The organism is Nonomuraea harbinensis (assembly GCF_019396385.1).
Classification (GTDB): domain Bacteria; phylum Actinomycetota; class Actinomycetes; order Streptosporangiales; family Streptosporangiaceae; genus Nonomuraea; species Nonomuraea ferruginea.
In genome coordinates this window covers 282,653-307,866 of record NZ_JAHKRN010000001.1, presented here as the reverse complement: position 1 = coordinate 307,866, position 25,214 = coordinate 282,653, and the positions used below count along the sequence as shown (strand labels likewise).

At 71.7% G+C, this 25,214-nt stretch carries 27 protein-coding genes; 17 read left to right on the top strand and 10 right to left on the bottom strand.

Annotation, left to right across the window (positions count from 1 at the left end):
- The first annotated feature begins 64 nt into the window (after positions 1–64).
- The 3 genes from KME79_RS01445 to KME79_RS01435 are packed head-to-tail and all read left to right on the top strand — an operon-like array spanning position 65 to position 2,276.
- Positions 65–400 carry a PadR family transcriptional regulator gene (locus KME79_RS01445; protein WP_219542965.1) on the top strand — a complete coding sequence of 112 codons (336 nt, stop codon included), beginning with the start codon at positions 65–67 and terminating at the stop codon, positions 398–400.
- The gene (locus KME79_RS01440; protein ID WP_219542964.1) at positions 397–1,311 is read left to right on the top strand and encodes an HAAS signaling domain-containing protein; all 915 of its coding nucleotides are present in this window, start codon (positions 397–399) and stop codon (positions 1,309–1,311) included. Before KME79_RS01445 ends, KME79_RS01440 begins: the two co-directional genes overlap by 4 nt.
- Positions 1,308–2,276, top strand: coding sequence for an NAD(P)-dependent alcohol dehydrogenase (locus KME79_RS01435; protein ID WP_219542963.1), 969 nt, complete (start codon positions 1,308–1,310; stop codon positions 2,274–2,276). The genes KME79_RS01440 and KME79_RS01435 overlap by 4 nt, the downstream gene beginning before the upstream one ends.
- Before the next feature lie 119 nt (positions 2,277–2,395).
- On the opposite strand, the gene KME79_RS01430 is transcribed toward KME79_RS01435, so the two are convergent.
- Entirely contained in the window at positions 2,396–3,580 is a 1,185-nt protein-coding gene (locus tag KME79_RS01430) for an NAD(P)/FAD-dependent oxidoreductase (RefSeq protein WP_246639059.1), read from the bottom strand.
- A gap of 3 nt (positions 3,581–3,583) precedes the next feature.
- Positions 3,584–4,270: a helix-turn-helix transcriptional regulator gene (locus KME79_RS01425; protein WP_148037124.1), complete on the bottom strand. Its 687-nt coding sequence runs from the start codon at positions 4,268–4,270 to the stop codon at positions 3,584–3,586.
- 109 nt (positions 4,271–4,379) lie between these two features.
- Here KME79_RS01425 and folE point away from each other — a divergent pair, with 109 nt between their 5' ends.
- Positions 4,380–4,931: a GTP cyclohydrolase I FolE gene (gene folE / locus KME79_RS01420; RefSeq protein ID WP_148035352.1), complete on the top strand. Its 552-nt coding sequence runs from the start codon at positions 4,380–4,382 to the stop codon at positions 4,929–4,931.
- Positions 4,928–5,284: an ArsC/Spx/MgsR family protein gene (locus tag KME79_RS01415; RefSeq protein WP_219542961.1), complete on the top strand. Its 357-nt coding sequence runs from the start codon at positions 4,928–4,930 to the stop codon at positions 5,282–5,284. Before folE ends, KME79_RS01415 begins: the two co-directional genes overlap by 4 nt.
- On the opposite strand, the gene KME79_RS01410 is transcribed toward KME79_RS01415, so the two are convergent.
- Positions 5,273–6,187 carry a lytic transglycosylase domain-containing protein gene (locus KME79_RS01410; protein WP_219542960.1) on the bottom strand — a complete coding sequence of 305 codons (915 nt, stop codon included), beginning with the start codon at positions 6,185–6,187 and terminating at the stop codon, positions 5,273–5,275. The genes KME79_RS01415 and KME79_RS01410 overlap by 12 nt on opposite strands.
- A gap of 82 nt (positions 6,188–6,269) precedes the next feature.
- On the opposite strand from KME79_RS01410, the gene KME79_RS01405 reads away from it, so the two are divergent.
- From KME79_RS01405 to KME79_RS01395, 3 genes are all read left to right on the top strand, one after another.
- A complete protein-coding gene (locus KME79_RS01405; RefSeq protein ID WP_219542959.1) occupies positions 6,270–6,572 on the top strand; it encodes a 4a-hydroxytetrahydrobiopterin dehydratase in 303 nt (100 codons plus the stop codon).
- 70 nt (positions 6,573–6,642) lie between these two features.
- Positions 6,643–8,010: an ATP-binding protein gene (locus KME79_RS01400; RefSeq protein WP_219542958.1), complete on the top strand. Its 1,368-nt coding sequence runs from the start codon at positions 6,643–6,645 to the stop codon at positions 8,008–8,010.
- On the top strand, positions 8,004–9,194 hold the full coding sequence (locus KME79_RS01395) for a tetratricopeptide repeat protein (protein ID WP_219542957.1): 1,191 nt from the start codon (positions 8,004–8,006) through the stop codon (positions 9,192–9,194). Before KME79_RS01400 ends, KME79_RS01395 begins: the two co-directional genes overlap by 7 nt.
- Here KME79_RS01395 and KME79_RS01390 read toward each other — a convergent pair.
- Positions 9,191–11,311, bottom strand: coding sequence for an MMPL family transporter (locus tag KME79_RS01390; RefSeq protein ID WP_219542956.1), 2,121 nt, complete (start codon positions 11,309–11,311; stop codon positions 9,191–9,193). The genes KME79_RS01395 and KME79_RS01390 overlap by 4 nt on opposite strands.
- 130 nt (positions 11,312–11,441) lie before the next feature.
- Between KME79_RS01390 and KME79_RS01385 the strand changes: the two genes are divergently transcribed.
- Positions 11,442–11,909: a MarR family winged helix-turn-helix transcriptional regulator gene (locus tag KME79_RS01385; protein ID WP_148035358.1), complete on the top strand. Its 468-nt coding sequence runs from the start codon at positions 11,442–11,444 to the stop codon at positions 11,907–11,909.
- Between the two features lies 1 nt (position 11,910).
- On the opposite strand, the gene KME79_RS01380 is transcribed toward KME79_RS01385, so the two are convergent.
- The gene (locus KME79_RS01380; protein WP_219542955.1) at positions 11,911–12,348 is read right to left on the bottom strand and encodes a hypothetical protein; all 438 of its coding nucleotides are present in this window, start codon (positions 12,346–12,348) and stop codon (positions 11,911–11,913) included.
- 200 nt (positions 12,349–12,548) lie between these two features.
- Between KME79_RS01380 and KME79_RS01375 the strand changes: the two genes are divergently transcribed.
- Positions 12,549–13,415 carry a hypothetical protein gene (locus KME79_RS01375; RefSeq protein WP_219542954.1) on the top strand — a complete coding sequence of 289 codons (867 nt, stop codon included), beginning with the start codon at positions 12,549–12,551 and terminating at the stop codon, positions 13,413–13,415.
- A 49-nt stretch (positions 13,416–13,464) separates the two neighbouring features.
- Here KME79_RS01375 and KME79_RS01370 read toward each other — a convergent pair whose 3' ends face one another.
- Positions 13,465–13,947 (bottom strand): cupin domain-containing protein, encoded by a 483-nt coding sequence (locus KME79_RS01370; RefSeq protein WP_219542953.1) that lies wholly within the window; start codon positions 13,945–13,947, stop codon positions 13,465–13,467.
- Positions 13,948–14,133: 186 nt separating this feature from the next.
- Here KME79_RS01370 and KME79_RS01365 point away from each other — a divergent pair, with 186 nt between their 5' ends.
- Positions 14,134–14,748 (top strand): YdcF family protein, encoded by a 615-nt coding sequence (locus KME79_RS01365; protein WP_246639058.1) that lies wholly within the window; start codon positions 14,134–14,136, stop codon positions 14,746–14,748.
- A 302-nt stretch (positions 14,749–15,050) separates the two neighbouring features.
- Here the strand turns inward: KME79_RS01365 and KME79_RS01360 are convergent, their stop codons facing one another.
- From KME79_RS01360 to KME79_RS01345, 4 genes are all read right to left on the bottom strand, one after another.
- Entirely contained in the window at positions 15,051–15,470 is a 420-nt protein-coding gene (locus KME79_RS01360) for a helix-turn-helix domain-containing protein (protein WP_219542952.1), read from the bottom strand.
- A 31-nt stretch (positions 15,471–15,501) separates the two neighbouring features.
- Entirely contained in the window at positions 15,502–15,855 is a 354-nt protein-coding gene (locus tag KME79_RS01355) for a type II toxin-antitoxin system RelE/ParE family toxin (protein ID WP_219542951.1), read from the bottom strand.
- A gap of 181 nt (positions 15,856–16,036) precedes the next feature.
- Positions 16,037–17,176, bottom strand: a complete 1,140-nt coding sequence (locus KME79_RS01350; protein WP_219542950.1) for an acyl-CoA dehydrogenase family protein — start codon at positions 17,174–17,176, stop codon at positions 16,037–16,039.
- Positions 17,173–20,571, bottom strand: a complete 3,399-nt coding sequence (locus KME79_RS01345) for an indolepyruvate ferredoxin oxidoreductase family protein (protein WP_219542949.1) — start codon at positions 20,569–20,571, stop codon at positions 17,173–17,175. Before KME79_RS01345 ends, KME79_RS01350 begins: the two co-directional genes overlap by 4 nt.
- A gap of 152 nt (positions 20,572–20,723) precedes the next feature.
- On the opposite strand from KME79_RS01345, the gene KME79_RS01340 reads away from it, so the two are divergent.
- The 6 genes from KME79_RS01340 (at position 20,724) to KME79_RS01315 (ending at position 25,213) form a co-directional block, all read left to right on the top strand.
- A complete protein-coding gene (locus tag KME79_RS01340; protein WP_148035372.1) occupies positions 20,724–21,182 on the top strand; it encodes an Lrp/AsnC family transcriptional regulator in 459 nt (152 codons plus the stop codon).
- A gap of 63 nt (positions 21,183–21,245) precedes the next feature.
- The gene (locus KME79_RS01335) at positions 21,246–23,024 is read left to right on the top strand and encodes a flavin-containing monooxygenase (protein WP_308248733.1); all 1,779 of its coding nucleotides are present in this window, start codon (positions 21,246–21,248) and stop codon (positions 23,022–23,024) included.
- Positions 23,025–23,099: 75 nt separating this feature from the next.
- Positions 23,100–23,621: a DUF5709 domain-containing protein gene (locus KME79_RS46790; RefSeq protein WP_219542948.1), complete on the top strand. Its 522-nt coding sequence runs from the start codon at positions 23,100–23,102 to the stop codon at positions 23,619–23,621.
- Positions 23,622–23,630: 9 nt separating this feature from the next.
- Positions 23,631–24,065, top strand: a complete 435-nt coding sequence (locus KME79_RS01325) for a hypothetical protein (RefSeq protein WP_219542947.1) — start codon at positions 23,631–23,633, stop codon at positions 24,063–24,065.
- A gap of 26 nt (positions 24,066–24,091) precedes the next feature.
- Entirely contained in the window at positions 24,092–24,478 is a 387-nt protein-coding gene (locus tag KME79_RS01320) for a DUF2795 domain-containing protein (RefSeq protein WP_219542946.1), read from the top strand.
- A gap of 15 nt (positions 24,479–24,493) precedes the next feature.
- Positions 24,494–25,213, top strand: coding sequence for a YqjF family protein (locus KME79_RS01315; protein ID WP_219542945.1), 720 nt, complete (start codon positions 24,494–24,496; stop codon positions 25,211–25,213).
- The last annotated feature ends 1 nt before the right edge of the window (position 25,214 follow it).

The following is a 25,214-nucleotide window of genomic DNA, read 5'->3' as shown; positions in this document are numbered from 1 at the left end:
GTCCGCGACATGCCGGGAATTTCCCTCTTGTCCGTACTGTGTGCCACACAGTATCGTGTGAGACGTGATAGAGGATGACGTACTGGCCACGCACCGCCAGGAGATCCGGCGCGGCACCATCGTGCTGGCCTGCCTGCTGATCCTGCGCCACCCCGGCTACGGCTACGCGCTGCTGGAGACGCTGGAGAGCTGCGGGTTCGCGGTCGACGCCAACACGCTCTACCCGCTGCTGCGCCGGCTGGAGAAGCAGGGACTGCTGACCGCCGAGTGGAACACCGACGAGTCGCGCCCGCGCAAGTACTACGTGACCAGCCCCGACGGGGCCGAGCTGGCCGACATCCTGTCCCGCGACTGGGACGAGCTGCACACCGCCTTCACCAAGCTCAGGGACGACGAATGACCACGCTCACCGACCGCTACGTCGCCGAGGCGCTGCGCGGCATCCCCGAAGGGCAGCGCCGCGACATCGAGCTGGAGCTGCGCTCCTCGATCGCGGACGCCGTCGAGGTGCGGCTCCGGACGGGCGAGGACGAGTCGCGGGCCGAGGTGGAGGCGCTCGCCGCGCTCGGCGACCCGGCCCGGCTGGCCGCCGAGTACGCGGGCCGGCCGCTCCACCTGATCGGGCCCGCGCTCTACCTGAGCTACACGCGCCTGCTCAAGACGCTGCTGACCACCGCCGTCCCGCTGGTGTTCCTGGGTGCGAGCGTGGTGGGGTTCGCGCGGGGCGGGCCCGCCGGGCGGGCGCTGTGGGAGGCGACCGGGACCGCGCTGACGGTGGCGATGCACGTCGCGTTCTGGGTGACGCTGGTGTTCGCGGCCGTCCAGCGGGCGCCGTCGATGCGCGACAGGCGGCCGGCCCGGTGGGATCCGGCCACGCTGCCCGAGCTGCCCGCGCGGCGGATCGACCGCACGTCGCTGATCGGCGGCACCTCGGTCGCGACGGTGCTGATCTGCCTGCTGGTGCTGGTCCAGCTCTACGGGCCGGTCCCGGTGATCTCGCCGGGGCTGTGGGAGTCCGGCTGGCTGTACCTGGCGGTGGTCTTCGCCGCCGTACGGATCGGCTTCGACCTGGTCGGCTACTACGTGGGCTGGGGCGTTCCCCAGGCGGTGGCGCACGCGGTGATGGGACTGGCGTTCGTCGTGCTCGGCGTGTGGGTGACGGCGGGCGGGGCGCTGCTGAACGACGCGTTCCTGGAGGCCATGGGCTGGCCCGAGGGCGTGGTGACGTGGGTGGTCGTGATCGTCGTGGTCCTCATGGCGGTCAACGACTCGATCAACGGGTTCGTCCGGGCACGGAGGAGGAAGGCATGAAGGCGATCGTGCAGCGGGCGTACGGCCCGCCCGGGATCTTAGAAGTCGGAGAGGTGGACCAGCCGGTGCCCGGTGACGGCGAGGTGCTGGTACGGGTGCGCGCCTCGTCGGTCAACTTCGGCGACCTGGTCACCACCAGGGGCGTGCCGTACGCGGCCCGGCTGGTGCTGGGCCCGCGGCGGCCCCGGCATCGGGTGCCGGGCCACGACCTGGCCGGCGTGGTGGAGGCGGTGGGGCCCGGCGTGACGCGGTTCGGGCCGGGTGACGCGGTGTACGGCGAGGTCGTGGCCGGGGCCTACGCCGAGTACGCGCGGGTGCCGGAGAAGTTCCTGGCGGCCATGCCCGGCGGGCTGAGCTTCGAGGAGGTGGCCACGGTCCCCGTCGCGGGCAACACCGCGCTGAAGGGCCTGCGCGACGCGGGCAGGCTGCGGGCCGGGCAGTCGGTCCTGGTCAACGGCGCCTCCGGGGGCGTCGGCACGTTCTCGGTGCAGGTCGCCAAGGCGCTGGGCGCCGAGGTCACCGGGGTGTGCCGGACGAGGAACGTCGAGCTGGTCCGGTCGCTCGGCGCGGACGAGGTGATCGACTACACCCGTGCCGACTTCGCTCAGGCGGGGCGGCGCTTCGACGTGATCCTCGACCTGGTCGGCAACCGGTCGCTGCGGGAACTGACGCGCCTGCTGAACCCGGGCGGCGTGCTCGTGCTCTCCTCCGGAGGCGGCGGCACGTGGCTCGGCCCCATGGGCCGGATCCTCCGGGCCGTCGTGATGTCGCCGTTCGGCGACCGTACGCTCCGGTCGTCCGTCGCCGGCCGGAGCGCCGGCAACCTGGCCACGCTGAAGGACCTCATCGAGTCCGGCGCCGTCCGCCCGCACGTCGAGTGCGCGTACCCGCTGGGCGAGGTCCCCGACGCATTGCGTCACTTCGAGGAACGGCACGCCCGGTCGAAGATCGCCATCACCGTGTGACGCGGGCGGCCGGGAAGCCAGGGTAGCCCTGGCTTCCCGGCCACGACCCTGCCCTCCGCCAGCCAGAACGCGATGTACTCGCGGGAAGCCAGGGTAGCCCTGGCTTCCCGGCCGTCTCGTCATGCCAGGGTCTCGGTGAGGGGGACGGACGGGTCGGCCAGCTTGGCGCGGTCGGCCGGGGCCGCGGCGCGGATCAGGGTCTTGATGTCGTCGGTGACGTCCCAGACGTTGACGTTCATGCCGGCCACGACCCTGCCCTCCGCCAGCCAGAACGCGATGTACTCGCGGGAGGCCAGGTCACCGCGGATCACCACGTCGTCGGCCTCGCCGGGGCGGACGTAGCCGGTGTATTCCATGCCCAGGTCGTACTGGTCGGTGTAGAAGTAGGGCAGCCGGTCGTAGGACGCCTCCTTGTCCAGCATCGCGGCGGCGGCGACGGCCGGCTGGTTGAGCGCGTTGGCCCAGTGTTCGACCCGGATGTGGGTGCCGAGCAGCGGATGGTAGGCGCGGGCCACGTCGCCGGCGGCGAAGACGTCGGGGTCGGAGGTGCGCAGCGAGGCGTCGACCACCACGCCGTCGTCGACCTTGAGCCCGGCCGCGACGGCGAGCCGGGTGTCGGGCTCGACGCCGATGCCGGCGATGACGGCGTCGGCCTCGACGCGGGTGCCGTCGGCCAGCCGGACGCCTCCCGCGATCTCCTCCACCTTGACGCCGAGCCGCAGGTCGACGCCGTGGTCGCGGTGGAGGTCGGCGAAGGCGGCGCCGAGCCGCGGGCCGAGGACGCGCAGCAGCGGCGCGCCGTCGGACTCCAGCAGGGTCACCTCCACGCCGGCGGCGCGGGCGGCGGCGGCCACCTCCAGGCCGATCCAGCCGGCGCCGATGATCACCACCCGGGAGGCGCGGGCCAGGACGTCGCGGATGCGCTCGCTGTCGTCGACCGACCGCAGGTAGAGGGCGTCGCCCGGGAGGCGGCGCGGGGTGGCGCCGGTGGCCAGCAGGAGCTTGGCGTAGTCGAGCCGCGCGCCGTCGGACAGGGTGACCTGGTGGGCGGCGCGGTCGACGGCGGTGACCGAGGTGCCGGTCAGCACCTCCACCTGCTGTTCGGCGTACCAGGCCGCGTCGTGGACGAAGATCTTGTCGCGCTCGGACTTGCCCTGGAGGTAGGACTTCGACAGCGGGGGACGTTCGTACGGCAGGTGCGGCTCCGCCCCCGCCAGGACCAGGCGGCCGTCGTAGCCCTGCTCGCGCAGCGCCTCCGCGGCCTTGGCGGCGGCCAGGCCGCCGCCGGCGATCACGTAGGTCATCGGTCAGGCTCCTCTCAGTTCGACGCAGCAGGCGCCCGGCCGCGGGGCCAGCACGGCCTCGGCGGTGGACGCGTCCAGCCCTTCGAGGAACCCGGCCAGGAACGCGTGGTTGATCGCGCACACCAGATCGGGGTCCTTGGCGGCCAGCGGGTGGAAGGGGCAGTTGAGCAGCCGCAGCAGGGTCGGGCTCGCTCGTACGGGCTCGAACCCGTGGCGTTCGAGCACCTGCCCGGCGCACGTCAGCGCGCGCTCGGCGCCCAGCCTGCCCGGCTTGGCCCGGTCGCGCTCGGCCGCGCCCAGCTCGCGCCCGCGTGCGGCGGCGGCGCGGAGCGCGGCCTCACGGCCCGTCTCCTCCGGACCCTGGACGCGCAGGCCCTCCAGGAGGATGCCGGCGAGCAGCTCGTGCTCGCGCGGCGGGATGCTGACCCGCACGTCGAGGCCGGTGGGCTGGTAGACCTTGGGCGCCCGGCCGACCGGGCGCGGCTCCCCCGGACGTCCGTAACCGGCCGACAGCAGCCCGACCGCGACCAGCTTGTCGAGGTGGAAGGCGGCGAGCTTGCGCGAGATGCCGACGCTCTCGGCGGCCTCGTCGCGGGTGACGGGCCGGTCGGCGCGCCTGATGAAGTCGTACATGCGCCGCCGCAGGTCGTCGCTGAGCACCGCGACGGCCGCACGGGCCTGCTCCGACATCGTCACGCCGTCAGGTTAACACCCAAGACCGCTGGCGAAACAGCTCACTATTGACCAAATATGGGGATATGACTAACACTTGTTGGTGAAAATAGGAGGTGGTCCCTTGATGGACCTGGCCGAGGCCGAGCACGCGGCCGAGCGGTTCCTGGCGGCGCTGGGCGTCGACACCGACGAGGAGAGCCTGCGCGAGACCCCGCGCCGGATGGCGCACGCGTACGCCGAGATGCTGAGCCCGCGCCCGTTCGAACTGACCACCTTCCCCAACGACGAGGGCTACGACGAGCTCGTCCTGGTACGGTCCATCCCCCTGCGGTCGATCTGCGAGCACCACCTGCTGCCGTTCACCGGGCTCGCGCACGTCGGCTACCTGCCGGGCAAGCGCATCGTGGGGCTGTCGAAGCTGGCCAGGGTCGTGGAGCACTTCGCCTGCCGCCCGCAGGTGCAGGAACGGCTGACCCGCCAGGTGGCCGGATGGCTGCACGACCAGCTCGACCCCGAGGGGGTCGGCGTCGTCATCGAGGCCGACCACACGTGCATGACGCTGCGCGGCGTGCAGGCTCCCGGATCGCGCACCCTCACCTCCACGCTGCTCGGTACGCTGCGTGACGACGCCCGCGCCCGGGCCGAGTTCTTCGCTCTCACGGGACTGCCGAAATGATCGAGATCTGGATCAACCCCGACTGCTCGAAGTGCCGCGCCGCCCTGTCGATCCTGGACGCCGAGCGGGCCGGCTACACCGTCCGCCGCTACCTGGACGACCCGCCGACCGAGCAGGAGCTCCGCGACGTGCTGGCCAGGCTCGGGCTGGAGCCGTGGGACATCACCCGTCACGGCGAGCCGGTCGCCGCCGAGCTGGGCCTGGAGACCTGGCCGCGCACCCCGGAGGGCCGCGACCGCTGGATCGGCGCGCTGGCGGGTCACCCGATCCTGATCCAGCGCCCGATCATCACCGCCGCCGACGGCGCCGCCGTGGTCGCCCGCACCGAGGAGGCGGTCCGGTCAGCCCTCTGACGGGCCGGTGACGCGCCGCTCCCCCTTGGTGGTGATCACGTACACCTGCCAGTTGTAGTAGACGTAGTAGTTCACCGGATCCCGCTTGATCTGGCGGGCGTGCGACTGGATGGCGTTCACGTACCGCTGGGAGGGGTTGTAGGCGTGCAGCGCGCGCCCGTAGTCGCGGGGCGCGCCGGTGGCGCGCAGGTAGTTGGCGGCGGCCATGACCGCGTCGCGGTGGTCCTGGACGTCGCCGCCCATCCCGTACGCCTTCCAGGTGGCGGGCATGAACTGCATCGGCCCCTGCGCGCCGACGTGGCTGGCCGACCTGACCCGGCCGAACTTCGTCTCGGCGAACATGACCGCCGCCAGCACCTCCCACTCCACGCCGAAGCGGCGCTCGGCCTGCTTGAAGTAGCGGAGCAGCTCGGCGGCGGGGCGGGCGTCGCGGGTCCTGATGACCGACGTGCTCTTGACGGGGTGGGCGAGGGCCAGCAGCTCGCGGATGGCCCGGGTGTCGTCCCTGGCTCCGGCGGCCAGCCGCTCGGGCAGACGGGCGAACGCCTTCTCGGCGATCTCCGGGTTGCGCGCGGCGAACCGGTGGATGCGCTGGTGGTGGAGGGCGAGGAGCTCGACGTCCTCGGGCGGCTCCCGCTTCTTGTCCCAGCCGTCAATGGCCGCGGCGAGGGCCTCGGTGGTCTTCTCCAGCGCCGCGGCCAGCTTCGCCGGATCCTTCGGGATGCGTTCGTCCGGATCGGGCAGGTCGGGGCTGGGTTCCGGGGCGGGGGGCGCGGTGGTGGGCACGGCGGTGGGCACGGTGGTGGGCGCGGGGACCGACGGCGGGGCGGCGCTCTCCTGGGCGGCGCAGCCCGCGGCGGCCGTGAGCACCGCCGCCGCCGTCACGACGCGGAAGCTTCGCATGGGCGGCCAATCTACCCGGTGTGTGAAGGTCCGTTCCGGTGGTACGCCAAGGGTGACGGCCACTCACAGCAGGGAGCACATCATGACCGAACTGCTCAACCGTGACGAGATCGACACCGCGCTGGTCGCGCTGGAAGGCTGGCACAGCGAGGGGAACGCCCTGGTCAAGGACGTCCCGATCACGCCCGACAGCTTCGGCTGGCTGAGCGAGGCGGTGCTGAACGAGGCGGAGGAGATGAACCACCACCCGGACATCGACCGCACCGACAGCGGCGTCCGCTTCCGCCTCTGGACGCACAGCGCGGGCGGCGTCACGCCCAAGGACGTGGAGCTGGCGGCCCGCATCGACCAGGTGCTGAGCGGCGCCACACGCGACAAGGGCTGAGGTCCTGTCCCGATTTCGGTAGCTTACGTAGTTCTGAACCACCGGAATCGCGACAGAAGGGACCCGGCACGTGGTCGACGACCCCGCTTTGAGGGCGCTCAGCGAGGCCGCGCGCCTCTCCCCGGACAACCTCCCACTGCGCCGGCACCTGGCAGAGCAGCTGCTGGGCAAGGGATATCTCGCCGACGCGGAGGCCGAGTTCCGTGCCGCGCTCGTGCTCGCGCCCAAGGACCCGGACATCGTGGCCGGGCTGGCCGAGGCGTTCGTCCGGCAGAGCTCGTACGGAGAGGCGCTGTCGGCGCTGGAGCCGCTGCTGGCCGAGGGCGGGTACCCGCCGAAGGTGGGCGTGCTGGCGGCCCGCGCCCTGCTGGGTGAGGGCGACCTGCACAAGGCGGCCTACCGCTACCACGAGGCGGTCTCGCGTGACCCGTCCGTCGGGGACTCCGACCTGGCGGGCCGCTTGGTGGCCCCGCCACCGGTGGTCGCGGAACCCGCCGGGGCCCCCGCGGGAAACCCGCCCGCGTACATGCCGCCCTCGTCCGTCACCCACGAGCGCTCGACCGCGGAGGTCGAGCGGTCCGGCTTCAGCTTCGCCGACGTCGCCGGGATGGACGAGGTCAAGGAGGCGCTCCGGGTCAAGCTGCTGCTGCCGATGCAGCAGCCGGAGCTGTTCGCCGCGTTCGGCAAGCGCGCCGGCGGCGGTGTCCTGCTGTACGGGCCGCCGGGAGCCGGCAAGACGCACCTGGCCAGGGCCGCCGCCGGGGAGCTCGGCGCGGCGTTCGTGAGCGTCGGCCTGGCCGACATCCTCGACATGTACATCGGCTCCAGCGAGCGGAACCTGCGCGCCACGTTCGACCTGGCCCGCCGCCACCGGCCGTGCGTGCTGTTCTTCGACGAGGTGGACGCGCTGGCGGCGCGCCGCTCCGACATGCGCCAGACGCACAACCGGCAGCTCGTCAACCAGTTCCTGGCGGAGCTGGACGGCGTGGACCAGAACGCCAACGAGGGCGTGCTGGTGCTGGCCGCCACGAACGCGCCCTGGTACATCGACGTGGCGTTCCGCCGGCCGGGCCGGTTCGACCAGCTCGTCTTCGTACCGCCGCCGGACGCGGACGCGCGCGCGGCGATCCTGCGCATCCTGTGCCGCGACAAGCCGCTGGCGGAGGTCGACTTCGGCGCGGTGGCCAAGGTCACCGACCAGTTCGTCGGCGCCGACCTCAAGGGCGTGGTGGACCGGGCGGTCGAGGCCAAGCTGCAGGAGTCGATCCGCGCGGGCCGGCCGGTCCCGCTGTCGACCCGCGACCTGCTGGCCGCGGCCAAGACGGCCAGGCCCACGTCCGTGCGGGAGTGGATGGCGACCGCGCGCAACTACGTGATGCACGCCAACGAGTCGGGTGCCTGGGACGACCTCATGCCGTACATCCAGCGCAAATGGTGACGGTCCGCGACTCGCTGGAGCGGGCACGGCTGTTACTGCAGATGGGCCGCCCGGCGGACGCCGAGCGGGAGCTGCGCGGCGTCCTCACTGAGGAGCCCCAGCACGCCGGCGCGCACGCGCTGCTCGGCCTGGCGCTGGTCCAGCAGGACCGTACGGACGAGGCGCTGGAGGAGTCGCGCGAGGGGGTCCGGCTCGCGCCCGACCACTACGTTCCGCACTACCTCTCCGGCCAGGTGCACTTCCAGGCGGGGCTGGTCGACGAGGCGGTCCGCGCGGTCGTCGCCGGGCTGGCGCTCTCACCCGAGCACGCCCCGTCCTGGGAGCTGCTGGCGCGCGTCCACATGACCAGGCACGACTGGCCCCAGATGGCCGAGACCGCCGGCCGCGGCCTGGGGCTGGACCCGCAGCACGCCGAGCTGGCCAGTCTGCTGGCCATCGCCCTGGTCATGCTCGGTCAGAACGAGCGCGCCAGGGCCGTCGCCGCCCAGGCGGTCGGCAACGACCCGGAGAGCGCGCTGGCGCACTGGGCCTACGGCCGCGCCGCGCTCGCCGCCGGCGACCCGAAGACCGCCGCCGAGTCCTTCCGCGAGGTGCTCCGCCTGGACCCGGGCTTCGACGCGGCCAGGGACCTCCTGGTGTACGCGCTGAAGCAGCGCAACCCCGTCTACCGCCTGCTGGCGAAGCTGCGGTTCCGGGTGAGCTGGCGGCTGCTGTTCCTGCTGCCCGCGCTGCCGCCGGTCATCGCGGTCTTCGTGATCAGCGCGCTGCTGCACTGGGCGGCGTGGGTGGCCGAGTCCTGGACCACGCTCCGGCTGGCCAGGGCCAAGGCCACCCGCCTGCTGTTCGAGGGGGCGGCGGGCCGGGTGTCCCCGCTGTGCCTGGCCCTGCCGGTGGCCGGCGCGGTCATGCTCGGCCTGGGCATCGGACTCGGCCTCGATGTCCTCGGCACCGCCGGCGTGGCGACCATGGCCCTGGTCACCCCGGTCCAGGAGGCCGTCCACACCGGTTCGGCGGCCGGCCGGCGCATCCTGGCCGTCTGGGCGGGGGCGCTCGCGGTGACGATCGCCGTCGCGGTCGCCACCTCCTCCTTCGCCCCCGCCATCCTGTCCCTGTACGCCGCCCTGGCCACGATCTGGATCGCGGCCGGCGTACGGAAGGTCTTCCGCCCCCGCCAGGCGGCCTAGCGGGACAGGCGGCTCGGCCACCACATGCGGCGGCCGATGTCCAGCGACAGCGCGGGCACCAGCAGCGAGCGCACGATCAGCGCGTCCAGCAGGACGCCGAAGGCCACCAGGAAGGCGAGCTGGATCAGGAACAGCAGCGGCAGCACGGCGAGCGCCGCGAACGTCGCCGCCAGCACCACGCCGGCCGAGGTGATGACGCCGCCGGTGAGCGTGAGGGCGCGCAAGGTGCCCTCGCGCTCGCCGTGCCGGATCGTCTCCTCCCTGGCCCGGGTCATCAGGAAGATGTTGTAGTCGATGCCCAGCGCCACCAGGAAGACGAAGGCGAACAGCGGCACCGCCGGATCGGCGCCCGGCAGGTCGAGCACGTGGTTGAAGATCAGCGCGCCGACGCCCAGGGCGGTGGCGAAGGACAGCACCGTGGTCGCGATGAGCACCAGCGGGGCCACCAGCGAGCGCAGCAGCGCGATCAGGACCAGCAGCACGACGAGCAGCACGAGCGGGATCACCACCCGCAGGTCGCGCGCCGAGGTGTCGAGCGTGTCCAGGGTGACCGCCGCCGTGCCGCCGACCTGCGCGTCCGCTCCCGGCACCGCGTGCACGGCGGCCCGCAGGTCGCGGACGACCTCGACGGCGGCGGTGGACTCGGCGGGCTCGCCGAGCGTGGCGTGCAGCAGCGTCCGCCCGTCCACGACCTTGTCCACCCGGGTGACCTCGGTGACGCCCGCCACCCCTTCTGCGGCGGCCTTGACCTGCTCCGCCTGGTCGGCCGAGGTGAGGATGGTGGCGGGCGTGGCCGAGCCGGCGGAGCCGAAGCCGCGCTCCAGCGTCCGCTGCCCGGCGACGGACTCGACCTCGGTGCGGAACACGTCCAGTTGCGAGGTGCCCTCGGCCTTGAACTGCGGCACGAACGCCGCCGCCGCGGCCAGCGCCACCACGGTGATGACCCAGTACGCGCGCGGCCGCCGTTCCACGGACCTGGCCACGCGGCCCCACAGCCGGTGACGGCGCACGACGGCGGCGGTCGAGTCGGCGTCGGCCTCCTGGTCGCCGGTACGCGGCAGCAGCGGCCAGAACGCGGCCCGGCCGAGCAGCAGGAGCACCGCGGGCAGGAACGTGAGCGCGGAGACGAGGGCGGCGGCGATGCCGAGCGCGGCCACCGGGCCCAGCCCGCGGTTCGAGGCCAGGTCGCTGGCCAGCAGGCAGAGCACGCCGAGGATGACGGTGCCGCCGGAGGCGACGATGGGCTCGACGGTGCCGCGCACCGCCACCCTGATGGCGTCGATCGGCCGTGCCTTCTCGTACAGCGCCTCCCGGTAGCGCGCGACCAGCAGCAGGGCGTAGTCCGTGCACGCGCCCACGACCAGGATGAACAGGATGCCCTGGCTCTGCCCGTTCAGCTCGATCCAGCCCGCGTCGGCCATCAGATAGACGACGAAGGCGGCCAGCACGAGCGCGAGCATGGCGGAGACGATGACCACGAGCGGCAGCAGCGGCGACCGGTAGACGGCGATGAGGATGACCAGCACCGCGCCGAGCGCCACGAGCAACAGCGTGCCGTCGATGCCGCCGAACGCCGCGCCGAGGTCGGCGCCCAGCGCGGCGGGCCCGGCGACCTGCACGGTCGTGCCCTGGGCCGCGCTGTCACCGAGCAGGGCGCGCAGCGCGTCGACGGCGACGTCGGCCTCGACCTGGTCGCTGATCGGCACGACGAGCTGGGCGACGCTCGGGTCCTCGGTGCCCGGGATGGGCCCGGCGACCTTGCCCTGGATCCAGGGCTCGGCGGAGATCCGCTGCGCGTCCTGGGCGATCTCGGCCAGCCGTTCCCGGGGGAGCGGCTGGTCGGCCGAGTAGACGACGAAGGCGGGCACCGCGTCGCTCTCCTCGAAGGCCTCGCGCGCCTCCTGGACCTGCGTGGATTCGGCGCCGATGGGCAGGAAGGCAGACTGGTCGTTGGTCTGCACCTCGGTCAGCTTGCCCATGAACATGCCGAGCGGGCCGGCTCCGAACAGCCAGACCACGGCGATCAGCACGGCCGCGCCGTACCAGGCTCGGTGCCGCCGCGGCCGGGCATGACGGCGCTCCGTACCGGTCCGCGTGCGGGTGTCGTGAACGGACATCCTGCGCCTTCCCTCGATAATCAAGCTACTTGAAAATCAAGATACATGACGCGCGAACGGGCCCCCACACCGCCCCCCTGAGCTGCCCCTACAATGACGGGCGACACCGCGCCGGCCGGTAGGGAGAAAGATGGACACCTCGCGCTCCGGATCCCGCGAGCGCCTCTATCTCGACATCCAGCAGGACGGGCAGCGCCTCGCGACCGGGCTCGTCCGGCTGCTCCACACCATGTCGCTGGGCCTCGACCTCAACCCCACCGACTTCCAGGCGTACGCGCTGCTCCGCATCCAGGGCCCCATGACCCCCGGCGAGATCGCCCAGTGGCTCAGGCTGGCCACCGGGTCGGTCACCGCGCTGATCGACCGGCTGGAGGCCCGCGGCCTCGTCGCCCGCGACCGCCACCCCGACGACCGGCGCAAGGTGATCGTCCGCCCCGCCACCGAGCCCGAGCCCGGCCCCGCCACCGGCGACCAGCTCGGCATCGCCCAGGCCATGCTCGCGATGCACGAGCGCTACTCGGAGGCCGAGCTGGAGGTCATCGCCGACTGGTTGCACCGCGTCACCCAGACGCTGAACGAGCTGGCCTCCCGCCGTTGACCTAGGACGGAGCTCCGGCCAGGCGCCGCGTGACGTACTGGGCGAACAGGCCATGAGCCACCACGACGGCGCCGAACCCGACCACCACCATCGCGATGTACGTCATGCGCCCGTCGGGCGCGAGAATGACCGCGGCGCCGTCGGCGAACCCGGTGGACGCCACCCCGAACCCGGTCACGGCCGCGGTCACCCACCGCCCCGCCACCCGCACCGCCCTCGGCGCGGCACCGGTCACCGCCGCCGGCACGGCGAGCACCGTGAACGCGATGAAGACGCCCACCGTCCCCATCAGGCTGAACTGGCTCTGCTCGGCCGCCGCGATCGCGATCAGGCTCATCAGCAGCCGCGCCGCACCCCCGACCACGATCCCCGCCACGACCGCTCCCCCGGCAGCCGCCGCCATCAGCCGGACCACGCGCCGGCCAGTAATCCCCGACATACACCCCTCCAGTTGCTCAAAGAGGGTTGTAGCGACGCAAATCCCCTCCCGGCAATGCCCGAATTGCAATGCAATGATGCTGTTATTGATGATTTGTCGGGAAAAGCCTGACAGGCGCTGGTCGGAGAGGGGCTTCGAGGCGGTTTGACATGATCCCCTCGCGAGCGATAAACGCGTCGCTGGTGTCGTCCAGAATCTCCGTGCCCGCCTTATCCGCCCTCGCGATCCTCATGCCGCTGGCCCCCGCGGTCCTCGTGCCCAAGACCGCGAACGTCGTCGCCGGCGCGGTCATCGCCGCCCTGCTGGTGGCTCCCGTGGTGGCGCTGCGCCGTAAACGTTGGGCGTCGCGCGCCGGCGCCGCGCTGCTGACGCTGCTCGCCGTGGCCGCCGCCGTGCCGCCGGTCTCCGGGCTCGGCAGGCCGGCCTCGGAGGAGATCCAGCGCTACGTCGCGGTCCAGGTCGCTCTCGGCAGGCCGGTCGACCTCCATGGCGGGGTGCTGGGGTCCCTCCCCTGGGACGACACCGATCTGCTGCTGCTCGCCGTCGCCTGCCTCGCCACGGCGGCACTGCTGCTGATGCTCGGCCGAGCCGTCCATGACGACGGACGGCGCGAGCTTCGTCCGCTGCGCTGGCGATGGCCGCTGGTCATGTGGGGCGCGGCTCTGCTGCTGGTGAGCGTTCCTCAGACGGTGGTGGTCCTCGCCGCCGGTACGGCCGAGTACGGGATGATCGTCATGGACGGCTCCTGCTTCGGCGCCCTGGAGGAAATCCTGCTCTGGCCTGCCATGGCCATGGTGATCCTGCTCCCGCAGCCGCTGGTGGTCGCGCTGGGCTTCGCCCTCTGGGCGCTGCTGGCCCGCACCGGTCACCGGCTTTTGGGCCGGGCTGTGGGCTGGTTGACGCTGGCGCCCCTGCTGGCCGCCGACCTGATGATGACCTGGATGCCTCTGCTCGGATGTACCCGGTCCACGGACCCTGCCGATCCGATCACGTTCGCGTGGGCGCTGTTCACGTTCCTTCCCGTCGTCCTCATCGTGCTGGCGGTACAGGTGCGCCGGGTGGCATGACTACTGATAAGTGTTGATTCAGCAGCACTTCTCAGTTACTGATCAAATTTCAGAGGGTGTCATGCTGGTCGGGGACGCGGTCCTGGGGCTGCGCAGTCCAGGCGGGAGGCTCGTCCACGCCGAGTGATTCGTCGCGCTCGGCGTCGGTGCTCGAAGGCTGGACGATGCCGCGCGAGTGGTGGACCGGGGCGTAGATCGCGTAGAGGCGCAGTGGCTCGTCACCGGTGTTGATCACGTCGTGCCAGGTGCCGGCCGGGACCTGGATCGACCATCCGTCGGAGACCTGTTGCTCGAAGTCCAGCCGATCCTTGGCCGGGCCCATGACACAGGTGCCTTGCCCCGCGTCCAGACGAAGGAACTGGTCGGTCTCCGGGTGGACTTCGAGGCCGATCGACTTACCGACCGGGATGGACATCAGGGTGACCTGCAGATACTTCCCGGTCCATGCGGTGGTTCTGTAGTTCTCGTTCTGCCGCGTAGCCGCTTCGATATCGAAGGCGTTCGGCCGGGGCCCGTTGTCGCTGATGTGCATCGTCTCTCCCAGTCGGCGCTGACTGCTCCTGAGGCGCGGGTAAGTTCCAGGTGCCGGATACCGAAGATGGTTGTCGCTAAACCTGCTGGTCGCTGATCGTTGACGCGGCGGCATCGTCCTCCGGCAGCCTCATGCCGGGCACGGGGAGGACGCGGTGCCGCACCGAGGCGCTCTAGAGTCGCCGGCATGCGGCGACGGACAGGAATGCTGATAGCCGGGGCTGGAGTCCTGGTCTGGGGCGAGTGGTTGAACTGGCGCTGGTCTCGCGCTCTCGTGGCGAACGGTGAAGGCTCGACCGAGGCCGTTGTCGTGTTGGGTTACCGGAACCCCCAGCCCACGGCGAACTTCATCAACCGATGGCGAGTCCGTGCTGGAATTCGCTCCGTCGCTATTGACACCCGCGTCATCTTCAGCGGCGGCGCGACCAGCGGTGGCGCCGCGGAGGCGCGGTTGATGGCCGATTACGCGAAGTCGGTGCTCGAATTCGACGGCGCGGTGCTCCTCGAAGACCAGAGCGCGACGACATGGGAGAACATCACGAACGTGATCCCCCTGCTTGAGGACGTCGACCGTATCAAGATCGTCTCCCAGCCGGCTCACGCCCTCAAGGCCCGCGCGTACCTGCGGCGGCAGCGCCCCGATCTCGCCGAGAGGCTTGTGCGCGCGGACGACTACCGCCCCGGCGAATGGACGCTCGTCAAACCGCTGCTGGCTCTGTACGGACTGTGGACACTCCGCGGTCTCAAGGCCGGCGAACGGAAGATCTCGCGTAGACGGCCACGGTCGCGTCGCAGCTCGTAGGTACTCGATCACGTCGGTTAAGTTCACGTTCACTGTTGCTATCAGGAGCCTCCGAACAGCAATCCGGGGGCAGGTCCCGGCCTCGGAGTCGATCGCCCAACGATCTACCAGGCGTGCTCGGCGTCACTGGCCGAACTCGGCGACCCCGAAGCCTCGTGGATCGCCGCCGACCGGGCCATCAGCGCGGCGGAGCGCGCGGGCAACCCGCTGATGATCGCTGCCGGCGCCTTCCGGCTCGGCGCGCGCCACTTCGACCAGGCCACAGGAGGGGCGCCACCCGCAGGCTCACAAAGTGCGACGACTCATCCCGGGCACGTGGAACCCGGCGTCCCCGCAGCGGGATGCGAAGACCGTAGCTTGCCATGCGAGTGAATGAACTTGAAGTGTCGCCTACGCGCCTTGCTCATCTTGCCTGCCCGTAGCCGGTAAGTACCGCTAGGGAAGCTGGCTGTGAGCTCAAGCCGTCCGCCGATGGCCTCCACGTAACGGGCCACCACATCCACTGAAGAAACTTCGCCACGCTCGATCTGCGAGACGCGTGCCTTCGTCACACCCATCAAGGCAGCAACCTCGCTCTGCGTCAGAGCGGCGTTCTTACGGCGCTGGGCAAGCTGCCAAGCATCGATGAAATCGTCGACCATGCGCCGGGTCTCGACAAGTGCCGCTTCCCCTCCTGCCTGCTCCACGTGCTTGGCGCGGTTCCACTTCTTGAACGTCGTCATGGGTTCCGCCCCTCCTCTTCTGCGCGTTCTTTCAGGTAAATCTCGTACAGCCGCTCTGCGTGCGGTATGGCCTCCTCGTACCAGCGGTTGGGATCGCGAGGGCTTGCCTTGATCTTGTCTGCGGCAACGGAACAATGGCGTCCCGCCTCGGATCGAAGACGAACAGCAGTCGAAGCGCGCTACGCCCGGTGGACCGGGGGCATAGTTCCTTGAGGTTGGCGATGCGCGAGCCGTTCATCTTGCCTACGAGTGGCCTACCCAGCGCTGGACCATTCTCCGCGAGCCGATCGAGCGCATCGATGACCAGCCGATGCGCCTCTGGATCAAGGCCACTGATCCAGGCATCGACCTCATCGGTAACGTAGATCCCCCACTCGTCCTGCACACTCCAAGTATAGGGGTTACTATACTTAGAGCAATCGGGTACTCCGAGAGCGCCCACGAGATACAAGGGCATGGCGGCGCCTGTTCACACCGGTGGCGTGCGCCGTTCCCTGGGACACGCTTGCCAAGCCGACGAACCCCGCCAGCCGACACAGAGAAGCGGGGTTTCCACACGTCAGGGTCTACTTGGCCAAGTGCCGGCTGATCACCAGCCGCTGGATCTGGTTGGTCCCCTCGAAGATCTGCATGATCTTCGCCTCGCGCATGTACCGCTCCACCCGGAACTCCCGCGTGTACCCGTACCCCCCGAACACCTGCACCGCGTCCGTGGTCACCTTCATCGCCGCGTCCGTGGCCACCAGCTTCGCCACCGAAGCCTGGCGCGAGTACGCCAGCCCCGCGTCCCGGCGTCGCGCCGCGTCCAGGTAGGTGGCCCGCGCCGAGTCCACCGCCGCCGCCATGTCCGCCAGCAGGAACCCCAGCCCCTGGTGGTCGATGATGCGCTTGCCGAACGTCTGCCGCTCCTTGGCGTACGTCACCGCCTCGTCCAGAGCCGCCTGGGCCAGGCCGACGGCGCAGGCGGCGATGCCGAGGCGGCCGGAGTCGAGGGCGCTGAACGCGATCTGCAGACCCTCGCCCTCCGAGCCCAGCAGCCGGGAGGAGTCCAGCAGGACGCCGTCGTAGTGGGCGGTGGTGGTGGGGACGGCGTGCAGGCCCATCTTCTCCTCCGGACGCCCGAAGGTCAGCCCGTCGGCCGTGCCGGGAGCCAGGAAGCAGGAGATGCCGCGGCTCCCTGAGCCGGTGCGGGCGAACAGGGCGTAGAAGTCGGCGATGCCGCCGTGGGTGATCCACGCCTTGTTGCCGGTGATCCGGTAGCCGTCGTCGGTCTTGACCGCCTGGCAGGTGAGGGCGGCGGCGTCGGAGCCGGCCTGGGGTTCGGAGAGGCTGTAGCCGCCGATGAGCCGGCCGGCCAGCATGTCGGGCAGCCAGCGCGACTTCTGCTCGTCAGTGCCGTAGGTGAAGACCGGGAAGCAGGCGAGGGTGTGGACGCTCACGGCGACGGCGACCGACGCCCAGCGGGCCGCCAGTTCCTCGATCACCTGGAGGTACACCTCGTACGGCTGGCCGCCGCCACCGTACTCCTCCGGGTACGCGAGGCCGAGCAGCCCCGCCTCGCCCAGCAGCGGGAACAGACCCGAAGGGTAGGTCTCTTCGCGTTCGTGCCGGTCGGCCCGGCGGGCGAGCTCCTTGTCGGCGATCTCGCGGGTCAGCTCGATGAGGTCCCGGGCGTCCTGGCTGGGGAGCAGGCGGTCGACGGTCATGATCTCTCCCGAGCGGTGGTCCGGAGCCGGTCGTCCTGGGTGAGGGCCGCGAGGGCCGCGGCGGCGCGCTCGCGGTATTCCGCGACGCGGGCCAGCTTGATGTCCTCGTATCCGCGGATGCCCTCCGGCAGCGCCGCCAGCTCGGCCACCGCGTCGGCGGTCGAGGGGGTGAGGCGGTCGAGGGCGTCGTTCATGAGATCACGGTATTTTCCCACGAGCCCGCGCTCGACCCGGCGTACCTCCGCGCGGCCGAACACGTCGAGCGCGGTGCCGCGCAGCACGCGGGCGGCGCGCAGGCCGCGGAAGAGCACCCCGGCCGAGCGGCGCAGCTTGATCTTGCGCTTCATGCCGAGCGCGCGGAACACGGGCGGGTGCAGCAGCACGGACACCTTGGCGTCGGGCCCGAACTCGCGGTCCCGCCGTGCCTGCTCGGCGGGGTCGAGGTGCAGGCGGGCGACCTCGTACTCGTCCTTGTAGGCCATGAGGTGGTACAGGCTCCTGGCGTAGGCGAGCGCGACGCGGGTGCCGGCCTCCTGGCCGGCCCGTTCGACGGCGAGCGCGGTGACGCGCCGCACGTCTTCCGCGTACGTACGAGCGTACGTGGCGTTCTGGTAGCCGGTGAGGTCGGCGACGCGGATGGCGAGCGCCTCCTCCAGGCCGGTGGGCTCCGGGACGACGAGCCCGGCGGCCTTGAGCACGGCGTCGCGGTCGTGAGCCAGGGCGCGGCCCCAGCGGAAGGCGGCCACGTTCTTGTCCACGGCGGCCCCGTTGAGCGCGATGGCGCGCTCGAGAGCGGTGGCGGAGACGGGCAGGCAGCCGTGCTGGTAGGCGGCGCCGACCAGGAGCATGTTGGCCGGCATGTGGTCGTCGAAGAGCGCCTCGGCGAGCCCGTGCGCGTCCACGTAGAGGCCCGCGCGGGTGGCGGACTCGATGCGGGCCAGCGCGTCGGCGGGCGAGCCGGGCACGGCGGCGCGGCCGGTCACCATGGCGGCGGTGGGCACGACCGAGGTGTCGACGACGGCGATGGTCCGCTCGGGGGCGGCGACGGAGAGGTTGCCGTCGGCGGCGGCGCCGAGCAGGTCGAAGCCGATGAGCACGTCGGCGGCGCCGCGGGTGGCCCGCACCGAGCCGGTGAGCGGCCGGGCGGAGATGCGGACGTCGCTGACGACCGGGCCGCCCTTCTGCGCGAGCCCGGTCTGCTCCAGCCCGGCGGCGTGCAGTCCGTCGAGGTGGGCGGCCATCTGCAGGATCTGGGAGACGGTGACGACGCCGGTGCCGCCGATGCCGGGCATCCTGATGAGCACGGTGTCGCCGACCTTGCGGTCCGGTTCGCCGGGTTCGACGGGCAGGTCCGGCACCCGGTGCGCGCTTCTGGTGCCCGGCTCGACCAGCAGGAACGACGGGCAGTCGCCCTTGAGGCAGCTCAGGTCGGTGTTGCAGGACGGCTGGTGGATGCGGGTCTTGCGGCCGAACTCGGTCTGCACCGGCTGCACCGACAGGCAGGTGGAGACGTCGCCGCAGTCGCCGCAGCCTTCGCAGACGCGCTCGTTCACCACGACCTTGGCGGCCGGGACGGGCAGCTTGCCGCGCTTGCGCAGCCGCCGCTCCTCGGCGGCGCACCGGTCGTCGTGGATGAGCACGGTGACGCCGTCGACCGCGGCCAGTTCCTTCTCGGCCTGCTGGAGCTCGTCGCGGTGGCGGACGCGGGCGATGCCGGGCAGCCGGACGCCCCGGTACGTCTCCGGCTCAGGGGTGGTGACGACGATCTCCCGTACGCCTTCGAGTGCCAGCTCGTGGGCGAGGGCGGGCACGTCCAGGCGGCCCTCGGCGCGCTGGCCTCCGGTCATGGCGACGGCGTCGTTGTAGAGGAGCTTGTACGTCATCGTCACGCCGGCGGCGACGGCGGCGCGGACGGCGAGGGAGCCGGAGTGGTGGAAGGTGCCGTCGCCGAGGTTCTGCACGAAGTGGCGGTCGCCGGTGAACGGGGCGAGCCCGATCCACTGGGCGCCCTCGCCGCCCATCTGGGTGAGCCCGACCTGGGTGCCGCGCCCGTCGCCGTCCAGCGCGATCATGGCGTGGCAGCCGATGCCGACGCCGACGAGCGTGTCGTCGGAGGTGCGGGTGGAGGTGTTGTGCGGGCAGCCCGAGCAGAAGTACGGGGTGCGGGCGGCGACCAGCGGCAGCATGCGGCGCGCGGGCCTGGGCGCGGCCGGTTTCCTGGGGAGCCGGTCCGGGCCGGCGCAGCGGGCGACGGCTTCGGCCACCTCGTCGGCGCCGAGCGTGCCGCGGGCGGTGAGCAGGTCGCGGCCGTGCACGGCCGGGGTGTGCTCGCCGCCGTAGAGCGCCTGCTTGAGCTGGCCTTCCAGGAACGGCACCTTGTCCTCGACGACGAGCACCCGCTCCAGCCCGGCGGTCTGGGCGGCCAGCGCGGCGTGGTCGAGCGGGAACGGCATGCCGATCTTGATCAGCCGGATCCCGAGGTCCGTCATGGCGCTCTCGTCGAGGCCGAGGTCGGCCAGCGCGCGCCGGACCACGGCGAATCCGGTGCCGGAGGCGAGGATGCCCAGCTTGGCGTGCGGGGCGTCGAACACGACGCGGTTCAGCCCGTGCGCGTGGCCGTAGGCTCGGGCCACGTCGAGGCGGCGGGTGAGCATGTCGTGCTCGGCGTCCAGCGAGGCCGGGCCGACCAGCACCGGCGGCTTGCGCGGGCCGGGCCGCCCGGGCTCCGGGACGCCGTGGTGGCCGCCGACCTCGACGGTGGCGGCGGCGTCCGCGACGTCGGCGACGATCTTCAGGCCGGTCCACAGGCCGCTGGCGCGGGACAGCGCCACCGCGTGCAGCCCGTACTCGATGATCTCGGCGACCGAGCCGGGCGCGAGCAGCGGCATCGACAGGCTCTGGCACATCGGCTCGCACGAGCTGGGCACGGTGGAGGACTTGCTGCCGGGGTCGTCGCCGATCCAGGCCACGGCCCCGCCGAGCGGCGCGGTGCCGGCCAGGTTGCCGTGGCGGATGGCGTCGGCGGCCCGGTCCAGGCCGGGGTTCTTGCCGTACCAGAAGCCGGTGACCCCCTCGTGGCGGCGGCCGGGCAGCGCGTCGAGGAGCTGGGTGCCGGCCACGGCGGTGGCGGCCAGTTCCTCGTTCAGTCCGGGCCTGAACACCACGCCGGCGGGCTCCAGGAAGCGCGCCGCCCGCCCCATCTCCAGGTCGACGCCGCCCAGTGGGGAGCCCTGGTAGCCGGAGACGAAGACCCGGGTGTCCAGGCCGCGCTCGCGGTCGAGCCTGCGCTGCTCCAGGGTCAGCCGGACCAGGGCCTGGATGCCGGAGATCAGCACCCGGCCGCTCTCGGCCGCGTACTTGTCGTCGATCGACACCTCAGCGGGAGTCACGCTCACGCGAACCTCCTTCGTGCGGGGGGAACCCCCAGCACAGCAACGCGGCCCATGGACGCGCAAGAGTCAAGCGGGGAGGGTGTTGAAAGACGCAAAAAGTTTGAGACTGTTGGGGGATTCGGCTGCTTTCTTTGCGCCGGTGAGGAGGCTTTCCCATGTCAGACGTCGACGAGATCGACCACCGGCTGCTGCGCCTGCTCCGGGAGGACGGCCGCCGCACGTTCTCGGAGATGGCCGAGCGGATCGGCCTGTCGGTGGCGGCGGTCAAGCGGCGCGTCGACCGGCTCAGGGAGCTCGGCGTGATCACCGGCTTCACCGTCCAGATCGACTATGCGAAGCTGGGGTGGGGCATCGAGGCGTTCACCGAGCTGAGCTATCCGGGCACGACCCCGGTCGCCGAGATCGTCCGCACGGCGGCGACCGTGCCGGAGGTGCAGGAGGTGTTCACGATCGCCGGCGATCCCGACGCGCTCATCCACGTCCGGGTGCGCGACCTGGGCCACCTGCAGCAGGTCGTCGACCGGCTGCGCAGGGCGGGCGACGTGACGGGCACCAAGACATTGCTGGTGCTGGGTTCCTGGACGCGCGACACGCTGACGCCGCGGACGTCCTGAAGGGCTCTTGTCGGCACTATTTCGGAATGCCATTCTGGAATCCCGTCCTTCGGAGCGCGCATCGTGGACAAAGAGGCCATTCGCCTGAAATATCGGGAAGAGCGCGACAAGCGGTTGCGTCCCGACGGCAACGACCAGTACGTCCGGCTCACCGGCCGGTTCTCCCGCTACCTCGACGACCCGTACACGCCGAGGACCGAGCGGGAGCCGAAGACCGACGACGTGACGGTCGCGTTCATCGGCGGCGGCTTCGCCGGCCTGCTCACCGGGGCCCGGCTCAAGGAGGCCGGCGTCGAGGACGTGCGCATCGTCGAGAAGGGCGGCGACTTCGGCGGCACGTGGTACTGGAACCGCTACCCGGGCGCGCAGTGCGACACCGCCTCGTACGTGTACATGCCGCTGCTCGAAGAGACCGGCCACATGCCCACGGAGAAGTACGCGCACGCGCCGGAGATCCTCGAACACTGCCGGCGCATCGGCAAGCACTTCGGCCTGTACGACGACGCGCTGTTCCACACCGAGGTCACCGGCCTCGAATGGGACGGGTCCCGGTCCCGCTGGATCGTCACGACAGACCGGGGCGACGCGTTCACGGCGCGCTTCCTGGCCATGGGCATCGGGCCGCTGCACGTGCCTAAGCTGCCCGGCATCCCCGGCATCGAGGACTTCCGCGGCCATTCCTTCCACACCAGCCGGTGGGACTACGACTACACCGGCGGCGACCCGTCCGGCGCGCCCCTGGACCGGCTCGGCGACAAGCGGGTGGGCGTCATCGGCACCGGGGCCACGGCCGTGCAGTGCGTGCCCCACCTGGCGCGGGCCTGCGGCGAGCTCCACGTGTTCCAGCGCACGCCGTCGTCGGTGGACGTGCGCGACAACCGGCCGACCGACCCCGAGTGGTTCGCCTCGATCGCCACCCCCGGCTGGCAGCGGCGCTGGCTGGAGAACTTCACCGCCATGCAGACCGGCGTGCTCGCCGACGAGGACCTGGTGATGGACGGCTGGACCGACATCGCGCGCAGGGTCCGCACCAGGATCGCCGAGCTGCCGCCGGAGGAGCGGACCCTGGAGCGGATGCTGGCCGCGTTCGAGGACTCCGACTTCGAGAAGATGGCGGAGATCAGGGACCGCGTGGACGCCGTGGTCGAGGACCCGGAGACGGCCCGCGCGCTGAAGGCGTGGTACCGCCAGCTCTGCAAGCGTCCCTGCTTCCACGACGAGTATCTGCAGGCGTTCAACCGGCCGAACACCCACCTGGTCGACACCGACGGCAAGGGCGTGGAGCGGATCACCGCGAAGGGCGTCGTGGCCGCGGGCCGGGAGTACGATCTCGACTGCCTGATCTACGCCTCCGGGTTCGAGGTGGGCACCGAGTTCACCCGGCGGGCCGGCTACGACCTGGTCGGGCGCGGCGGGGTCAGGCTGTCGGAGCGCTGGGCCGACGGCATGCGCACGCTGCACGGCATCCACGTGCACGGCTTCCCCAACGTCTTCATCGTGCAGCCCACCCAGGGCGCCAACCTCGTCTCCAACATCCCGCACAACCTCACCGAATCCGGCAGGACCATCGCGGCGATCGTCCGGCACGCACTCGACCACGGTCACCGCGAGGTCGAGGTGACCGCCGAGGCCGAGGACGCCTGGGTGGAGCTGCTGCTGACGGGGACGGGCGGGCTGCTCGGCGGGGCCGACTGCACTCCCGGCTACTACAACAACGAGGGCCAGGACGCCGGGCTGCTCGGCCGCCTCTTCGTCGGCTACCCGCACGGCGCGACCGCGTTCTTTGACTACATCGACCGGTGGCGCGCGTCCGGCACGTTCGAGGGGCTCGCCTTCCGCTGAGGTCGCGTCTCCTGTGAGGTTCCGGCCGTCCGGGGTAGCGGGCGATGGACGGCCTGAAAACCTGGAGGGGACGCTGTGACTGAGCACATACCTGAACACGATCCGCGCTCGCGGTTCGAGGACGAGGGGATCCCGGATCTTCAGGACGGCACGCCGGAGCAGCAGTGGGCCGAGGACCCGCAGGAGGCTCCGCTCCCGGCGGACCATCCCACCGCCGTCGACGACTTCGGCACCACCGTCGACGAGCAGATCCGGGGCGAGCCCTTGGAGGGCCGGCTGGAGCGCGAGGTGCCGGAGGAGGAGGCGTCGTTCGGCACGGACACGCCGGTGACCGTGCAGCGGGCCCCGTCCCCCGACCCCGACGAGCAACCGCTCACCGACGAAGGCGGACTGGGCGTCGGTTCCGACCTCGACACCGACTTCCAGGAGGACAGCGGGGTGGACGAGGGGGACTACCCGGACCGCGCCGGCCGCCTGGTGGCCGCCGACGAGGGCGCGCACCCCGACACCGAACCGGACGAGGTGGCCCGCGACGTCGGCCCGGACGCCGGCGGTTACTCCGCCGAGGAGTCCGCCATGCGGGTCGAGCCGGAATAGGGAGACCACATGACCAGAAAAGAAAGGGACAAGGGCGGTTACTCCGAGGAGGCCGGCTACATGGCCGGTCGCGACGACGAGTACAGCGTCACGGCAGGCTCCGACGAGAAGGCCGTGGCCGCCCGCACCGACGAGATCGAGGGCCACGAGGAGGTCGTCGCCGGTCCCAGCCCGCATCCGATGCCGCCCGGCGCGCGTGGCGACCAGGGCCACGGCGGCGACCCGGGCTTCCGCGTGCGAGGTCCGGTGGACGAGGCCAGGGAGGGCGAGGTCGAGGACGACGGCGAGAACCTCGCCGAGCGCGTCCCGGCCGGCGGCCACCTGAGCGGCGACACCGAATGGGTCGACTCCGACCTCGCCGAGGACCCGGACGCCGGCTCCGGCCGCACCGACGCGGATGACGGCGACTACCTGCCGGGCGAGGGCACCGGCCGGCCTTACTGACACGTACCGAACGAGGGAACGGTGGCATGGAGCAGCAGCGAGGCAGCGACAAGCACAGCCCCCGCATGGACGAGGAGCAGAAGCACGACAGCCGGTCGGAGGAGCACCAGCGGCCCGAGCCGACGGGCGACGCGCCGGGCGAGGAGAGGCTCTCCGCGCCGCGCGCGCAGGAGCCCGGCTCTCCGGAGGGCATGACCGCCGAGGAGGTGGACAGCCGCAGCAACCTGGCCCGCTGGGTCAGCGGCGTGCACGCCTTCCCGGCGGACAAGAAGGAGCTGGTGGAGCGGGCCCAGGAGCAGTTCGCGCCGGACGCGGTGCTGTCCGCGCTGCGGTCGCTGCCGGACCGCAGCTACGAGAACATGAACGAGGTGGCCGAGCAGCTCGGCATCGCCGGGCGGGGCCAGTTCGACTGACGGCAGGGACCGATCATGAAGGCTCCGCCCTCGCCCCGCGTCGCGCGTCCGGTGCTGTACCACCGCTGGTCCAGCATGACCTTCCTGCACTGGCGCTACCCGGCCGAGACGGTCCGGCCGCTGGTGCCCGGCCATCTCACGGTCGAGACGTTCGACGGCAGCGCCTGGGTGGGGATGACGCCGTTCCTCATGGAGGACGTGCGGGCGCCGGGTCTGCCCAGGCTGCCGTGGGTGTCGCGGTTCCCGGAGACCAACCTGCGCACCTACGTGCGTGACGAGCACGGGCGCGGCGGGATCTGGTTCCTGTCGCTCGACGCCGGGCGGCTGCCCGCCGTGCTGGGCGGCCGGGCCGGCTACTGGCTGCCGTACCACTGGTCTGACATGTCGGTACGGGTCAACGCCGGTCGATGGCGTTACCGGTGCCGCAGGATCTGGCCGGGGCCGCGGGGCGCCCGCTGCCACGCCGAGTCCAAGGTCGGACTGGTGCTGTCGGAGCGCGAGCGGGACGAGACGGCGCACTTCCTGACGGCCAGGTTCAGGCTGTTCTCGCAGGTCGCGGGCCGGCCCGTCACCGCCGAGGTGGAGCACCCGCCCTGGCCGCTGCACCGCGCGGCGCTGCTGGACCTGGACGAGACGCTGCGGCGCGCGGCGGGCCTGCCCGACACCGATGACGAGCCCCTCGTGCACGCCTCCCCCGGCGTGCCGGTCCGCATCGGCATGTGGAAGCCGCTCTGAG

Bases quoted from the DNA above. Each gene is read 5' to 3' on its own strand.
- KME79_RS01350 (WP_219542950.1), bottom strand. From the start codon at position 17,176: ATGACCGTCGACCGCCTGCTCCCCAGCCAGGACGCCCGGGACCTCATC.
- KME79_RS01385 (WP_148035358.1), top strand. From the start codon at position 11,442: ATGGACACCTCGCGCTCCGGATCCCGCGAGCGCCTCTATCTCGACATC.
- KME79_RS01370 (WP_219542953.1), bottom strand. From the start codon at position 13,947: ATGCACATCAGCGACAACGGGCCCCGGCCGAACGCCTTCGATATCGAA.
- KME79_RS01435 (WP_219542963.1), top strand. From the start codon at position 1,308: ATGAAGGCGATCGTGCAGCGGGCGTACGGCCCGCCCGGGATCTTAGAA.
- KME79_RS01425 (WP_148037124.1), bottom strand. From the start codon at position 4,270: ATGTCGGAGCAGGCCCGTGCGGCCGTCGCGGTGCTCAGCGACGACCTG.
- KME79_RS01325 (WP_219542947.1), top strand. From the start codon at position 23,631: ATGACCAGAAAAGAAAGGGACAAGGGCGGTTACTCCGAGGAGGCCGGC.
- KME79_RS01440 (WP_219542964.1), top strand. From the start codon at position 397: ATGACCACGCTCACCGACCGCTACGTCGCCGAGGCGCTGCGCGGCATC.
- KME79_RS01315 (WP_219542945.1), top strand. From the start codon at position 24,494: ATGAAGGCTCCGCCCTCGCCCCGCGTCGCGCGTCCGGTGCTGTACCAC.
- folE (WP_148035352.1), top strand. From the start codon at position 4,380: ATGGACCTGGCCGAGGCCGAGCACGCGGCCGAGCGGTTCCTGGCGGCG.
- KME79_RS01360 (WP_219542952.1), bottom strand. From the start codon at position 15,470: ATGACGACGTTCAAGAAGTGGAACCGCGCCAAGCACGTGGAGCAGGCA.
- KME79_RS01395 (WP_219542957.1), top strand. From the start codon at position 8,004: ATGGTGACGGTCCGCGACTCGCTGGAGCGGGCACGGCTGTTACTGCAG.
- KME79_RS01380 (WP_219542955.1), bottom strand. From the start codon at position 12,348: ATGTCGGGGATTACTGGCCGGCGCGTGGTCCGGCTGATGGCGGCGGCT.
- KME79_RS01365 (WP_246639058.1), top strand. From the start codon at position 14,134: ATGCGGCGACGGACAGGAATGCTGATAGCCGGGGCTGGAGTCCTGGTC.
- KME79_RS01340 (WP_148035372.1), top strand. From the start codon at position 20,724: ATGTCAGACGTCGACGAGATCGACCACCGGCTGCTGCGCCTGCTCCGG.
- KME79_RS01405 (WP_219542959.1), top strand. From the start codon at position 6,270: ATGACCGAACTGCTCAACCGTGACGAGATCGACACCGCGCTGGTCGCG.
- KME79_RS01320 (WP_219542946.1), top strand. From the start codon at position 24,092: ATGGAGCAGCAGCGAGGCAGCGACAAGCACAGCCCCCGCATGGACGAG.
- KME79_RS01430 (WP_246639059.1), bottom strand. From the start codon at position 3,580: ATGACCTACGTGATCGCCGGCGGCGGCCTGGCCGCCGCCAAGGCCGCG.
- KME79_RS01390 (WP_219542956.1), bottom strand. From the start codon at position 11,311: ATGTCCGTTCACGACACCCGCACGCGGACCGGTACGGAGCGCCGTCAT.
- KME79_RS01415 (WP_219542961.1), top strand. From the start codon at position 4,928: ATGATCGAGATCTGGATCAACCCCGACTGCTCGAAGTGCCGCGCCGCC.
- KME79_RS01410 (WP_219542960.1), bottom strand. From the start codon at position 6,187: ATGCGAAGCTTCCGCGTCGTGACGGCGGCGGCGGTGCTCACGGCCGCC.